The organism is Rhodocista pekingensis (genome assembly GCF_042665545.1).
Taxonomy (GTDB): domain Bacteria; phylum Pseudomonadota; class Alphaproteobacteria; order Azospirillales; family Azospirillaceae; genus Rhodocista; species Rhodocista pekingensis.
The window spans coordinates 153,515-167,182 of sequence record NZ_JBHTCM010000004.1; the positions used below are offsets into that span (position 1 = coordinate 153,515).

The 13,668-nt window shown below is 69.3% G+C and carries 11 protein-coding genes; 6 read left to right on the forward strand and 5 right to left on the reverse strand.

Annotated features, from left to right (window positions below; genetic code table 11):
- Positions 1-47 precede the first annotated feature (47 nt).
- Positions 48-287, reverse strand: a complete 240-nt coding sequence (locus tag ACFQPS_RS01315; RefSeq protein ID WP_377355781.1) for an anti-sigma factor family protein — start codon at positions 285-287, stop codon at positions 48-50.
- 177 nt (positions 288-464) lie between these two features.
- Here ACFQPS_RS01315 and ACFQPS_RS01320 point away from each other — a divergent pair, with 177 nt between their 5' ends.
- The gene (locus tag ACFQPS_RS01320) at positions 465-1,316 is read left to right on the forward strand and encodes an SDR family oxidoreductase (protein ID WP_417715163.1); all 852 of its coding nucleotides are present in this window, start codon (positions 465-467) and stop codon (positions 1,314-1,316) included.
- A 141-nt stretch (positions 1,317-1,457) separates the two neighbouring features.
- Here ACFQPS_RS01320 and ACFQPS_RS01325 read toward each other — a convergent pair whose 3' ends face one another.
- Positions 1,458-1,931, reverse strand: a complete 474-nt coding sequence (locus ACFQPS_RS01325) for a sigma-70 family RNA polymerase sigma factor (RefSeq protein WP_012566082.1) — start codon at positions 1,929-1,931, stop codon at positions 1,458-1,460.
- Positions 1,932-2,632: 701 nt separating this feature from the next.
- Between ACFQPS_RS01325 and ACFQPS_RS01330 the strand changes: the two genes are divergently transcribed.
- Entirely contained in the window at positions 2,633-5,227 is a 2,595-nt protein-coding gene (locus tag ACFQPS_RS01330; RefSeq protein ID WP_377355785.1) for a glycogen/starch/alpha-glucan phosphorylase, read from the forward strand.
- A gap of 51 nt (positions 5,228-5,278) precedes the next feature.
- Here ACFQPS_RS01330 and ACFQPS_RS01335 read toward each other — a convergent pair whose 3' ends face one another.
- Together ACFQPS_RS01335 and ACFQPS_RS01340 are read right to left on the reverse strand one after the other, a co-directional pair.
- A complete protein-coding gene (locus ACFQPS_RS01335) occupies positions 5,279-6,754 on the reverse strand; it encodes a metal-dependent hydrolase family protein (protein ID WP_377355786.1) in 1,476 nt (491 codons plus the stop codon).
- Positions 6,755-6,874: 120 nt separating this feature from the next.
- Positions 6,875-7,273 carry a nuclear transport factor 2 family protein gene (locus ACFQPS_RS01340; RefSeq protein ID WP_377355788.1) on the reverse strand — a complete coding sequence of 133 codons (399 nt, stop codon included), beginning with the start codon at positions 7,271-7,273 and terminating at the stop codon, positions 6,875-6,877.
- Positions 7,274-7,706: 433 nt separating this feature from the next.
- On the opposite strand from ACFQPS_RS01340, the gene ACFQPS_RS01345 reads away from it, so the two are divergent.
- From ACFQPS_RS01345 to ACFQPS_RS01360, 4 genes are all read left to right on the forward strand, one after another.
- The gene (locus ACFQPS_RS01345) at positions 7,707-9,329 is read left to right on the forward strand and encodes a DEAD/DEAH box helicase (RefSeq protein ID WP_377355790.1); all 1,623 of its coding nucleotides are present in this window, start codon (positions 7,707-7,709) and stop codon (positions 9,327-9,329) included.
- Positions 9,330-9,495: 166 nt separating this feature from the next.
- A complete protein-coding gene (locus tag ACFQPS_RS01350) occupies positions 9,496-11,112 on the forward strand; it encodes a peptide chain release factor 3 (RefSeq protein ID WP_377355792.1) in 1,617 nt (538 codons plus the stop codon).
- A gap of 196 nt (positions 11,113-11,308) precedes the next feature.
- Entirely contained in the window at positions 11,309-11,617 is a 309-nt protein-coding gene (locus tag ACFQPS_RS01355; RefSeq protein WP_377355794.1) for a hypothetical protein, read from the forward strand.
- Between the two features lie 20 nt (positions 11,618-11,637).
- Positions 11,638-13,101, forward strand: coding sequence for a methyl-accepting chemotaxis protein (locus ACFQPS_RS01360; RefSeq protein ID WP_377355796.1), 1,464 nt, complete (start codon positions 11,638-11,640; stop codon positions 13,099-13,101).
- 27 nt (positions 13,102-13,128) lie between these two features.
- Here ACFQPS_RS01360 and ACFQPS_RS01365 read toward each other — a convergent pair whose 3' ends face one another.
- Positions 13,129-13,530, reverse strand: coding sequence for a hypothetical protein (locus ACFQPS_RS01365; protein WP_377355798.1), 402 nt, complete (start codon positions 13,528-13,530; stop codon positions 13,129-13,131).
- Positions 13,531-13,668 lie beyond the last annotated feature (138 nt).

The window sequence follows — 13,668 nt, forward strand, 5'->3', positions numbered from 1 at the left end:
TGACGGGTGGCCGCCGCTGGAGCGCGGCGCCGGAAGATGCCGTGCCGTCACCCGTGCGCAGGACCCCGCCCGCGCAACAGCGCCAGCATGCTTGCCGGGACGGGTTCCTCCAGCACCGGGTCGTACAGACGGTGCAGCTCGTCCGCCTGCTGGCGATAGCGGTCCAGCAGACTGCGGGCGGTCGGATCGTGTTCGATCGCCGCCTCGATCTCGCGCTGCTCATCCTCGCTGAGTGCGCCGTCGAGGTAGGCGTTGATGTCGGTCATGGTCAGTTTCTTCATCAACATCGTCCGGACCACCCTCTGCCGCTCCCCCGAAGGATCGAGGCAGAAAATGTCGCCGCAGCGGCCAGACAGTCAACATCGCGATCCGGACCTTGTTCCCGGAACGGGGCGCTCCGGGTCCTGTTGAGCCGGGGACACGATCAACGGAGAGGACCCATGCCCCCCGATCAGCAACGGGAAATGCCGCAAGGCCAGCCGGCACAGCACCAGGAAAGGCAACCGGGACGCGAGCACGAGATGTCGCCCCGCCCGGTCTTCATCCGGGAGGAGTATCGTGGCAGCGGCAAGCTGGACGGCAAGGTGGCGCTCGTAACCGGTGGCGACAGCGGCATCGGCCGCGCTGTCGCCGTTCACTTCGCCCGGGAGGGGGCGGACGTCGCCATCGCCTATCTGGAGGAGGATGAGGACGCCGGGGAGACGAAGCGCCTGGTGGAGGCGGAAGGCAGGGGGTGCCTGACCTTCCGCGGCGATCTCGGAAGCGAGGACGTCTGCCGCGACCTTGTCGGTCAGGTGATGGACCGTTTCGGCCGGCTGGACGTGCTGGTCAACAATGCGGGCGAACAGCATGTCCGCGAGAGCCTGACGGACATCTCCGCCGAGCAGCTCGAACGCACCTTCCGCACCAACATTTTCGCCCAGTTCTATCTGACGAAGGCCTGCCTGCCGCATCTGCGCAAGGGGGCCGCGGTCATCTGCACCACCTCTGTCACCGCCTATCGCGGCAATCCCAAGCTGCTGGACTATTCCGCGACCAAGGGCGCCATCGTCACCTTCGTGCGCTCGCTGGCGGCCCAGCTCGCACCCGACGGTATCCGCGTCAACGGCGTCGCGCCGGGGCCGATCTGGACCCCGCTGATCCCGGCCAGCTTCCCGGAGGAGACGGTGGGGCAGTTCGGTGGCGATGAACCGCTGGGTCGGCCCGGACAGCCCGCCGACGTGGCGCCCTCCTATGTCTTCCTCGCCTCGGCCGACAGCGCCTACATCAGCGGGCAGGTTCTGCACCCCAACGGCGGCGAGCCGGTGGAGAGCTGATCCGCCGGCGGGACGCTCCCGGTCGTGCCTGCGGCGGGACGCCCCGGTCGTGCCTGTGCGACCGGTCATGGTGGATGCGGGAGGTCCGTCGGCCTCCCGCATCCCGCCCTGGCCGCTTCCGTCCTGGGGCCGCTTACGGCGTCAGGCCGCCATCATGGTGTTCAGCCGTTCGCGCGCCCGGCACAGGCGGGACCGGATGGTGCCGATGGAGACGTTCAGCTTCTCCGCCGCCTCCTGATAGGGCCGGCCCTCGATGGCGACCAGCTTCACCACCTTGCGCTGGCACGGGGTCAGCGTCCGGAAGGCCCGGTCCACGTCGCGGCAGACCAGCCGCGAGAGCTGCGTCGCCTCGACCGAGGCGGCATGGTCCCACAGCTCCACCTTCGTCATGTGCTTTTCGCGCTGAAGATTGTTGAAGTGCAGGTTCTTGAGCATCGTCGTCAGCCAGGCCTGCATGTTGGTCCCAGGCTCGAACCGGTGCGACCGGGAGAGCGCCCGGGCGATGCAGTCCTGTGTCAGGTCCTCCGCGGCATTGGCATCGCGCGTCAGCTTGCAGGCGTATCGATGCAGGGCCGGAATGCAACTCACCAGTTCATCGGTGAAGGAGTAGGCCATCGTTCGGCTCCGTCTTTTCGATCGTCGTGGTGGCGTCGCGGTCGAAGATCCGTTGCGCGTCCGGAGCGGGCGCCGGCAGTCGCGGCTGTCCCGCCGCGGCCGCGCCTGCGGCCGTCGTCCGGGAACTGTCACGATGTCGGGTGGTCCGTTGCCGGTGCGCCCGTCGGGCGTCAGGAGCCCGGACGGCCCGGGCGGTCGTGCCGCCGCGGTGCCGCAAGGGCGGGATGTGACAGGAAGGAAAGGACTGGGGCTCTTCCGGCCTTGGGTGACATTGTTGCCTCCCGGTCACTTCGGTCCGCGCAGACGGAACCTCGCAGGTCTCAGAAGTGCTACGGCGCTTGGCGTCGTCGGCAGGGTAACGGAAGGCGTTCGGCGATGTTCCGTTCTCGTTGCAAGAATCGGCTTCAGTGTCTTGAACTTCCGTAAGTTCCTTAGTTAATCCTCCGGAAGGCGAGCGGGGCGCCGGACCCCCCCGGGCGAACGGTCAGGGTTTATCGGAAGGAGCGGCGGCGGGGCGTCCACCACGCCCGAATTGTGTTGCCAACGAACCTGGACCGGTGCGCAATGGGGTATCGGGGGCCTGCTGGCTGTTCGGTCAATGGAGCTTTAACCCTATCGTCGCCAAGCATGGTTCCGCCGTCCCGCACCCTGCGTTGCCGTGACCGGTGGAACGGACTGCTGACAAGGAAGAGTCGACGCCCATGGATGTTCGAACCAAGCCGCGCGAGATCGGTCGCAAGTCTCTGGATGTCGAAGCGCTGAAGCGCTCCTTCGTCGAATGGCTGGTCTACTCGGTCGGGAAGGACCTGCGCTCCGCGACCCGACGGGACTGGTTCGCCACGGCAGCCCTGGCCGTGAGGGACCGCGTCGTCGATCGCTGGATGGACACGACCCGCACCGTCTACGCCCAGGATGCCAAGCGGGTCTACTATCTCAGCATGGAGTTCCTGGTCGGTCGCCTGCTGACCAACGGCCTTGCCAATCTCGGCATCATGGATGCCTGCCGGGTTGCCATGGACGGTATCGGCGTGCGCCTGGACGACGTGATCGAGGTCGAGCCGGACCCGGCCCTGGGCAACGGCGGCCTCGGCCGGCTGGCGGCCTGTTTTCTGGACAGCATGGCCACGCATCACCTGCCGGGCTTCGGCTATGGCATCCGCTACGAATACGGCCTGTTCGAGCAGCGCTTCGAGCATGGCTGGCAGGTCGAGTACCCGGACAACTGGCTGCGCTTCGGCAACCCCTGGGAGTTCCCGCGGCCGGAGGTGCTCTACCCGATCCAGTTCTACGGCCGGGTGGAGGAGGTGCGCGACGGCAGCGGGCGCAAATCCTACCGCTGGGCCGATACCGACAAGGTCTTCGCCATGGCGTTCGACACGCCGGTGGTGGGCTTCGGCGGGCAGACCATCAACACGCTGCGCCTCTGGTCCGCGCGGGCGACCAGCGATTTCAACTTCGGCCACTTCAACGAGGGCGACTATCTGAAGGCGGTCGAGCAGAAGGTGCTGTCGGAGAACCTGTCGCGGGTGCTCTACCCCAACGACGCGACGGAGGTGGGGCGCGAACTGCGCTTCAAGCAGGAGTATTTCTTCACCAGCGCCTCCATCCAGGACGTGCTGCGCCGCTACGGCCAGTACCACAGCAGCTTCGACCAGTTGCCGGAGAAGGCGGCGATCCAGCTCAACGACACGCATCCGGCCATCGGCATCGCCGAGCTGATGCGCCTGCTGGTGGATCAGCACGGGCTGGAGTGGGAACACGCCTGGGACATCACCACCCGGACCTTCAGCTACACCAATCACACCCTGCTGCCGGAGGCGCTGGAGGCGTGGCCCGTGCGGCTGGTGGAGCGGGTGCTGCCGCGCCACATGCAGATCATCTACGAGGTCAACGCGCGCTTCCTGCAACGGGCCAAGCGGTCCTCGGGCGATCTGGCGCGCATCCAGCGCCTGTCCCTGATCGACGAGCATGGCGACCGCCGCGTGCGCATGGGCAACATGGCGTTCCTGGGCAGCCACAAGGTCAACGGCGTCTCGGCCCTGCACACGGATCTGATGAAGCAGACGGTGTTCGCGGACTTCCACCAGGAATTCCCCGACCGCATCGTCAACAAGACGAACGGCATCACGCCGCGGCGCTGGCTGCATCAGTCCAACCCGCCGCTCGCCCGGCTCATCAGCAGCCGCATCGGGCAGAGCTGGATCACCGATCTTGAGCTGCTGGCGGATCTCAGGCCCAAGGCCGACGACGAGACCTTCCAGGAGGAGTTCCGCCGGGCCAAGCGGCAGAACAAGAAGCGGCTGGCCGCCTACATCGCCCGCCATGTCCAGGTGGATGTGAACGTGGACAGCCTGTTCGACGTGCAGGTCAAGCGCATCCACGAATACAAGCGCCAGCTCCTGAACCTTCTCCAGACGGTCGCACTCTATAACGACATCCGGGACAACCCGACGAAGGAATGGGTGCCCGTCACCAAGATCTTCGCCGGCAAGGCGGCGCCCAGCTACCAGATGGCGAAGCTGATCATCAAGCTGATCAACGACGTCGCCGCCGTCATCAACCAGGACCCGGTTGTGCGCGGCGCGCTCAAGGTGGTGATGCTGCCCAACTACAACGTCACCCAGGCGGAGGTCATCATGCCCGCCGCCGACCTGTCGGAGCAGATCTCCACGGCGGGGATGGAGGCGTCGGGCACCGGCAACATGAAGCTGGCGCTGAACGGCGCGCTGACCATCGGCACGCTGGACGGCGCCAATGTCGAAATCCGCGAGCATGTCGGGGCGGACAACATCTTCATCTTCGGCCTGACGGCGGATGAAGTGCGCGAACTGCGCCAGGGCGGGGCCTTCCACCCGCGCGAGGTGATCGCCACCAACCCGCGGCTGAAGCGGGCCCTGGACATGATCGCCTCCGGCGTCTTCTCGCCCGACGATCCGCAGCGGTTCCGGCCGATCGTGGAGAGCCTCTACAACACCGACCACTTCCTGGTGACGGCGGATTTCGAGGAGTACTGCAACACCCACGCCGCCGCCGTGGAGCTGTACCGCGACCGTACCGGGTGGACGCGCCGGGCGATCCTGAACACCGCCTCGGTGGGCTGGTTCTCCGCCGACCGCACGGTCAAGGAATATGCGAGCGAGATCTGGGGCGTGACGCCGGTTCTGCCCGGCAGCGCCGAGCCGGCGGAGGCGCCGGCGGGAGCGGCCATGGCGGACGGTCCGCGTCCGGGCTCCCGGGAAGACGGTTCCCCGGGGGGCGCGTCCCAGGATGACGGCGGGCTGGAGGCCGCGGAGTAGCGGTCGCCGGCGCGCCTGCCGCCGCGGACAGGCGCGCCGTTTCCGACCCGCTCAGCCCTTCGGCTCGAACGGGGTGCGGCGGCCGTCCATCTTGTGGACGGCGCCGCGGCGCATCACGAAGTCCACCGTTTCCAGTGCTGTCACATTCTCCAGCGGGCTGCCGGACACGGCGATGATGTCGGCATCCTTGCCGGGCTCCAGGCTGCCGGCGCGGTCGGCGATGCCCAGCAGGTCCGCGGCGTTCACCGTCGCCGCCCGGATGGCGTCCATCGGGGACAGGCCGGCCTCCACCATCAGCTTGAACTCCTGCGCATTGATGCCGTGGGCGCTGACGCCGCTGTCGGTGCCGAAGGCGATCTTCACCTCGGCCTTGGCGGCACGGGCGAAGTTCCGCTGCATCATCGGCCCCACGGTCAGGGCCTTGCGCTTGACGGCCGGCGACATGACGCCGGGCCGGTTCGCCATGTCCACCACCGTCTTTCCCGCCAGCAGCGTGGGCACCAGATAGGCGCCGGTCTGGCGGAACAGCCTGATCGATTCGTCGTCCAGGTAGCTGCCGTGCTCCACGCTGTCCACGCCGGCGCGCAGGGCGGCGTTGATGCCGTCGGCCGCATGGGCGTGGGCGGCGACCTTGCGCCCCATCAGGTGCGCCGTCTCCACGATGGAGCGCAGCTCGTCATCGAACATCTGCTGACCGGTGCCGGCCGCGATCTGGCTCAGCACGCCGCCCGTGGCGGACAGCTTGATCAGATCGGCCCCGCGCCGCACCTGTTCGCGCACGGCCTGGCGGCAGGTGTCGCTGCCGTCGCAGACATTGATGCGGCTGTCGGACAGCGCTTCCGTCACCTTCTCGTTGAAGCCGTTGATGTCGCCGTGCCCGGCGGTGACCGCCAGCCCCTGGCCGGCGACCAGCAGGGTGGGGCCGCGCACCTTGCCGGCGGCAATGGCGTCACGCAGCGCCACGCCCGTGCGGGCGCTGGAGCCGACATCGCGCACGGTGGTGAACCCGGCCATCAGGGTACGCTCGGCGAACACCGTGCCGTCCAGGATCGACCGCTCCGGATCGTCGGTGACGCTGCGGAGCTGGCTGTCGGGTCCCAGCTCGAAGATGATGTGGACATGGCTGTCGATCAGCCCGGGCAGGACGAAGGCATCGCGCAGGTCCACCACCTGCGCGTCCGGCGTCTGGATGTCCGCCGGCTGGGCGAATCCGGCGCGGATCTCCGCCACCTTGCCGTCGCGCACGACGATGGTCTGCTGCGTCACCGGCTTCTCTCCCGGCACGGCCAGCAGGGTGCCGGCATGGATCAGGGTCACCGGCCCCGACAGGGCAGGGGGCGGCTGTGGCCCGGTGCTCTGTGGCGCGGTGGTCTGTGGCGCGGTGGTCTGCGCCAGCGCGGATGGCGTGCCGGCAAGGGCGAGCAGCCCGGCCAGCGCGGCCCCCGCCAGCAGGCGGCTGCCGCGGAACCGCCGGCGCGGCGGGGCGGCGGGGACGGGCGACGGAACAGCGGACATGACAGTGGACATGGAAGCTCCCTGGTCGTTCTGCCGCCCGGTTGCCCTCTTCGCGGGGGCCTGTCTGCGGTCCGGGCGGGGCGGCCATTCTGGCCGTCCCGGGGCGGGACGGGAAGCGCGGCCGCGGGCTCCCTAATACCGCTCCGCCAGATGGATACGGTCGCCCGGCGGGCTGACGGACTCGGCGAAGGTTTCCACGGCTTCCGCGATCAGGCCGCCGCGCAGCCGGTAGAAGCCGCTGCACAGCAGGACCGCCCGCCCCGTCGTGATGCGGACCCGTGCCGCGGCGCGGTCGCCGCTGGCGACCACCTCACCGAGCTGGACCCGCCGGCCGCCGGCCGCGCGGCGGTTGAGCGCGACGAAGGCGTCGGCGCCGCGGATTCGCTCCCGCGTCTGCGGCCATTCCACCACCAGTTCCTCGGCCACCAGCCGGCGCACGGCGTCCCAGCGGTGGCTGGCCATGCCCTCCCACAGCGCCGTCACCACGGCGCCGGCATCGCTTTCCGGCGCGTCCCCCCTCGGCCTGGACATCCCCGTTCTCCGCATGTCTCCGGTTCCAGGCGCCCGATTGTACTCGTTCTGTTCTTGTCGGCAACCGCGTCGCGCGGGCCGTCTGCGCCCGGCGACATGCAGCCCTGCGCGGTCCGACCCGGCGCGGTATGCGGAAAATACTGGAATCCTCCGCCGGCTTGGGCCATATGAAGCCGTCACCGAGTGGCTGAGGGGCCCCGGCGCCGTTCCGTTTCCGTAACCGGCGCCACCGCATCGCCCCGTCGAGATTTTCGGGTCGTGCCTGTCCGCCGCCACCGCGCGGCGTGTCCCTCGCTCTCCGAACAAGCCGAGCCGCTCTTTGCGCAATCGCGGCGCACCTGTCCGGTAGGATCCGGCCGGGCGCCGTCCTGCGCCGTCGCATCCGGGTCCCTGGTCCGGGTGGGGTGGCGCTTGTTCGAAAGGTATGGTTGACGTGACTGGTTCCGTTTCCTTTTCCGATCTCGGTCTGCTTCCCCATCTCCTGAAGGCGGTGGAGGAGCTTGGCTTCACCACGCCGACGCCGATCCAGCAGCAGGCGCTGCCGGCGGCACTGACCGGCCGTGATGTTGTCGCCTCCGCCAACACCGGCACCGGCAAGACCGCGGCTTTCGTGCTGCCGTCCTTGCAGCGCATCGCCACCACGGCCCGGGCCGAGGCGGCGTGGGGGCCGCGCGTCCTGGTCCTGACCCCGACCCGCGAGCTGGCCTCACAGGTGCTGGAGAGCGTGCGCAACCTCTCCAAGTTCGGCCGCATCCAGACCGGCACGATCCTGGGCGGCATGCCCTACCGGCAGCAGCTTGAGATGCTGCGCCGGCGCGTGGACCTGATCGTCGCCACCCCCGGTCGCCTGATGGACCACATGGAGCGCGGCCGGCTGGACCTGTCGGGCGTGGAGGTCCTGGTGCTGGACGAGGCCGACCGGATGCTCGACATGGGCTTCCGCGAGGCCGTGGAGTTCATCGCCGCCGCCTGCCCGGCGGAGCGGCAGACCCTGCTGTTCACCGCCACGCTGGACCGCACGGCGGAACGGCTGGCCCAGACCCTGACCCGCGACCCGGTGCGCATCGACGTGGCCGGCAAGGCCGTCGTCACCGCCCAGGTGGAGCAGCGCTGGCTGCGCGCCGACGGGCTGGAGCACAAGCACAAGCTGCTTGAGAACCTGCTGTCCGGGGAGGAGTTCGGCAAGGGCATCGTCTTCATCGCCACCAAGCTGGACGCCGACCGGCTGGCCGATACCCTGTCGGAGAAGGGCCACAAGGCGATGCCGCTGCACGGCGACATGCAGCAGCGCGACCGTAACCGCGTCGTCCAGTGGCTGCGCGACGGGCGCATCAACGTCATCGTGGCGACGGACGTGGCCGCCCGCGGCATCGACATCGCCGACCTGACCCATGTCATCAATTTCGACCTGCCGAAGCAGGCCGAGGACTATGTCCACCGCATCGGCCGCACCGGCCGGGCGGGGGCCAGCGGCGTCAGCTACAGCCTGTTCACCCGCATGGAGTGGCGGCAGGTCCGCGCCATCGAGGCCTACACCAACAAGGCAGCCGACATGCATGTCCTGCCGGGCCTGGAGCCGATGCCCGAGCCGGAGCGCCGGCCGGGCGGCTTCAACAAGGGCCGGCCGGGTGGCGGCAAGCCGGGCTTCAAGGGTCGCGGCTTCGGCGGCGGCAATGGCGGGGGCGGTGGCTACCGCGGCAACCGCCCCTGGGGCGAGCGCCGCGACGGCGACCGTCCCCAGGGTGACCGACCCTTCGGGGACCGTCCGTTCGGGGATCGCCCGCAGGGCGACCGTCCGCACGGGGACCGCGCCTTCGGGGATCGGCCGCGCGGCGACCGTCCCCAGGGTGACCGGCCCCACGGCGAGCGCTCCTTCGGGGAGCGTCCCCATGGCGACCGTCCCCAGGGCGAGCGGTTCCGCAACGACCGGCCGCGGGGTGACCGTCCGCATGGCGAGCACCGCCCCCACGGGGAACGCGGCCACAGCGACCGTCCGGCCCGGAGCTTCCGCCAGGATGCCGGCTCGGCGCCGCTGAGCCGCCGTCGCCCGGCCTGACGCAGGCGCGTTCCGGGGGCGGCCCGTGCCGCCCCCGTCGCCCCCCGGCCGGCGGTGCGGGTCCGGATTTCCGGAGTCCCAGCGTTCCGGGGCTTCGAATTTCCGGACGCATCGGCTAGATCACTGCGCGGTATCCGCGCCATGAGAACCGACCCAGAGCGTCCCCATGCCCGCCAACATCCTTGAGGAAGAGGTCCGCAAGCGCCGCACGTTCGCGATCATCGCGCACCCGGACGCCGGCAAGACCACCCTGACCGAGAAGCTGCTGCTGTTCGGCGGCGCCATCCAGATGGCGGGCGCCGTGAAGGCGCGCGGCGAGCAGCGGCGCGCGCGCTCGGACTGGATGAAGGTGGAGCGGGAGCGCGGCATCTCCGTCACCGCCTCGGTGATGAACTTCGACTATGCCGGCCGTACCTTCAATCTGGTGGACACGCCGGGCCACGAGGACTTCTCCGAGGACACCTACCGGACGCTGACGGCCGTGGACAGCGCGGTCATGGTGATCGACGCGGCCAAGGGCATCGAGAGCCAGACCCGCAAGCTGTTCGAGGTCTGCCGCCTGCGCGACGTGCCTATCGCCACCTTCGTCAACAAGATGGACCGTGAGGCGCGCGACCCGTTCGAGCTGATGGACGAGATCGAGAGCGACCTCCAGCTTGAGGTGACGCCCGCCTCCTGGCCGATCGGCTCGGGCTCGGAGTTCAAGGGCTGCTACGACCTGATCCGCGACCGGCTGATCCTGATGGACCGGCGGCAGGGCGACGTCGCCTCCGAAGGCATCGTCTGCACGGGCGTGGACGATCCCAGGATCGACGAGCTGGTCCCCGCCGATCTGGCGGCGAAGCTGCGCGAGGACGTGGAGATGATCCGCGGCCTCTGCCCGCCCTTCGACCTGGAGACCTACCGCGCCGGTCACCAGACGCCGGTCTTCTTCGGCTCCGCCATCAACAATTTCGGCGTGCGCGAGCTGCTGCTGGGGCTGGCCGAGTATGCGCCGCCGCCGCGGCCGCAGAAGGCCGACGGCCGCGCCGTCGATCCGGAAGAGGGCAAGGTCACCGGCTTCGTCTTCAAGGTCCAGGCCAACATGGACCCCAACCACCGCGACCGCATCGCCTTCTTCCGCCTCTGCTCGGGCCATTTCCGGCGCGGCACGAAGCTCAAACACATGCGCTCGGGCAAGCTGCTGGCGGTGAACAACGCCGTGCTGTTCCTGGCCCGCGACCGCGAACTGGCCGAGGACGCCTTCCCCGGCGACATCATCGGCATCCCCAACCACGGCACGCTGCGCATCGGCGACACCCTGACCGAGGGGGAGGAGCTGCGCTACACCGGCGTTCCCAGCTTCGCGCCCGAACTGTTGCAGCGCGTGCGCCTGGACGATCCCATGAAGGTGAAGCACCTGCGCAAGGCGCTGGAGCACTTCGCGGAGGAGGGGGCGTCCCAGGTCTTCAAGCCGCTGGTCGGGGCGGACTGGGTGGTCGGCGTCGTCGGCCCGTTGCAGTTCGAGGTGCTGGCCGCCCGGCTCCACGCGGAATACGACCTGAAGGCCCGGTTCGAGACGGCCGGCTACGACAGCGCCCGTTGGGTGGAATGCGACGATCCGGTGAAGCTGAAGTCCTTCGTGGACAGCCGCCGCGCCGATCTGGCCGAGGACCATGACGGGGCGCTGGTCTACCTCGCCCGTAACGGCTGGCAGCTCAACCGGGCGCAGGAGGATTTCCCCGAGATCCGTTTCATGAAGACCCGCGAACAGAACCGTCTTGTTACCACCCAGGCGGCATGATCTTTCAAACTGCCCTTTCAAAGTTTACCCGCCCCCGGATCGGCCGATCCGGGGGTTTTCATTAGGAGAATTTCAATAGAACCGGCGGACCATGCCCTATCCATTTGGTCAGGCATGGTGCTGCTTTCCTTCCGTGGGGGCGGTGTCATTTCAACCCGGATGGTTGAACCCGGCATCGGCATGTGACCCCGCGATCGTGCGAACATTCCTTCCCGCCCTGGCGCTTCTTCTCTGCACCTGGCCTGCGATCGCGCTCGTATCGGCGGGTCCTGCACCCGACGCGGCGGAAGTCGCGGTCGTCTTCAGCCCGTGGAGCACGGCCGCAGGCCGGTTCGCGGCGCTGGAAGCGGCGGATGCCGTGGCCGTCCGCGCGGGCGGCGCCCCCTTCATCTGGGTGGTGCGCTCCGACCGGCCGGGACTGGCCGCGCGGCTGCATGCGGCCGGTCTTCTTCTACTGCTGGACCCGATCGCCGCCGGCGGATGCCGGGCGGCGGAGCAAGCTTGAACCGAGGGATGGGACGCCTGATGGCCACCGACACCGAATTTCTCCGGCTCCGCCGGATCGGCAACCGCCTCTTCACGGGCGCCCTCTGGGCGCATCTGCCGGTCCTGATGCTGGTCGGCTGGCTGAACGGCACCGGCGGCTGGGGGCATGAGGCGCTGGCGGCCCTGATCGCCGCCGCGGTGACGCTGACCCTGCTGCGCGACCGCGACGGGGAGGCGACCAGCTTCATGGTGGCCGTCGGCATGGTGGGCATGGTCGCGCTCCTGGTGGCGAAGGCGGCCGGCCCCTGGCAGATCGACCTGCACATGTACTTCTTCGCCGTCTTCGCCATGCTGGCCGTCTACTGCGACTGGCGGGTGATCCTGGTGGCGGCGGCGGTCACGGCGGTTCACCATCTGACCCTGAATTTCGTGATGCCCTACGCCGTCTTCCCCGACGGCGCCCGGCTGTCCCGCGTCCTGCTGCATGCCCTGATCGTGGTGCTGGAATGCGGCATGCTGATCTGGGTGACCCGGACGCTGCGCCGGCTGCTGCACCAGTCTGACGAGGCCATCGCCAAGGCCGAGGAGAACACCCGCCGCATGGCCGAGCTGTCCAGCCGCCAGGCCGAGGCGGACGCGCGCGCCAGCCAGGAGCGGCGCACGGCCCTCGCCGGCGTCGGCAACCGCTTCCAGTCGGAGGTCGGCGGCCTGATCGACCGGGTGGCCGGATCGGCCCAGGGCATGCGGGACAGTGCCACCGCCATGGGCGATCTCGTGCGCCGGACCGGCTCCCGCACGGAGGCCGTCTCGCAGTCCGCCGGGCAGGCCGCCGCCGGGGTGGAGAGCGTGGCCGCCGCCGCCGAGCAGCTTGCCGCCACCATCCGCGAGCTGACCGCCCGCGTCGCGGAGAGCAGCCGCATGGCGGAGGTCGCCACGGAGGACGCCCGGCGCACCAACCGGACCGTGGCCGGCCTGAACGATGCCGCCAGCCGCATCGGGGAGGTGGTGAACCTGATCGGCTCCATCGCCTCGCAGACGAACCTGCTGGCGCTTAACGCGACGATCGAGGCGGCGCGGGCCGGGGAGGCGGGCAAGGGCTTCGCGGTGGTGGCCGGCGAGGTCAAGAGCCTCGCCAACCAGACCTCCCGCGCGACGGAGGAGATCACCCAGCAGATCGCCGCCATCCAGGCCGTGGCGACGGAAGCCGCCACTGCCATCGGCCAGATCAGCGGCACCATGGACCGGCTGAACGAGATCGCGGCCGGCGTCGCCGCCGCGGTGGAACAGCAGGATGCGGCAACGCGGGAGATCGCCCGCAACGTCACCGATGCCTCCAACGGCACCCGCGCCGTGTCCGCCACCATCTCCGAGGTGGCCGCCGCGGCGCGGGATACCGGCGGGCATGTCGGGCAGGTCGTCGGCGCCGCCGGTGAACTGGCCGACGAGGTGGCCCAGCTCCGCGCCGCCGTCGCCGCCTTCGTCGACCGCCTCAAGGCGGCGTGAGGCGGCGGCGCCGGCCGCGGAAGCGCATCAGTAGGTCAGCTCCAGCGTGCCGTTGTCGTTCTCCCCGCCATAGGTGCCGTCGGCCAGCGGATAGAGATCGTCCTGCGGCACGTTGAGCTGCTGGATCAGGTAGGCGAAGGCCGCGCTGACCCCGTTGGCCGGGTTCTCCCAGAAGGCGATCTGCCCGATCACCTTGATCTGCTGCCAGGCGCCGACCGCGGCCACCACCTGGTCGGCGGCGGCATTGTCGAAGAGCGACCCGTCCGGCGCCGAGATGGAGAGGTGGACGCCCGTCACCTGCCCGTTGCGCAGCGACAGCACCCCGATGCAGGAGGTGAAGGCGGTGAACATCACCTGTTGCGGATCGGAGGCGTACTCCCGTTCCGCGATGGCCTGGGCATTCGCCCCCGGTGCCAGAACATAGGGCATGCGTCGCTCCCTCGGTCGGTTGTGGGGTGAGTTTGCCTCTTCCGGATAACACAACCGATAGATCGTATCAATCATATAGCCTTTCGGGGCTGTGCAGACGGGCGGACCTTCCCCGGCGGAGGCAGCACCTGCTACGCT

Bases quoted from the DNA above. Each gene is read 5' to 3' on its own strand.
- ACFQPS_RS01340 (WP_377355788.1), bottom strand. From the start codon at position 7,273: ATGTCCAGGCCGAGGGGGGACGCGCCGGAAAGCGATGCCGGCGCCGTG.
- ACFQPS_RS01360 (WP_377355796.1), top strand. From the start codon at position 11,638: ATGGCCACCGACACCGAATTTCTCCGGCTCCGCCGGATCGGCAACCGC.
- ACFQPS_RS01320 (WP_417715163.1), top strand. From the start codon at position 465: ATGCCGCAAGGCCAGCCGGCACAGCACCAGGAAAGGCAACCGGGACGC.
- ACFQPS_RS01325 (WP_012566082.1), bottom strand. From the start codon at position 1,931: ATGGCCTACTCCTTCACCGATGAACTGGTGAGTTGCATTCCGGCCCTG.
- ACFQPS_RS01330 (WP_377355785.1), top strand. From the start codon at position 2,633: ATGGATGTTCGAACCAAGCCGCGCGAGATCGGTCGCAAGTCTCTGGAT.
- ACFQPS_RS01350 (WP_377355792.1), top strand. From the start codon at position 9,496: ATGCCCGCCAACATCCTTGAGGAAGAGGTCCGCAAGCGCCGCACGTTC.
- ACFQPS_RS01335 (WP_377355786.1), bottom strand. From the start codon at position 6,754: ATGTCCACTGTCATGTCCGCTGTTCCGTCGCCCGTCCCCGCCGCCCCG.
- ACFQPS_RS01315 (WP_377355781.1), bottom strand. From the start codon at position 287: ATGTTGATGAAGAAACTGACCATGACCGACATCAACGCCTACCTCGAC.
- ACFQPS_RS01365 (WP_377355798.1), bottom strand. From the start codon at position 13,530: ATGCCCTATGTTCTGGCACCGGGGGCGAATGCCCAGGCCATCGCGGAA.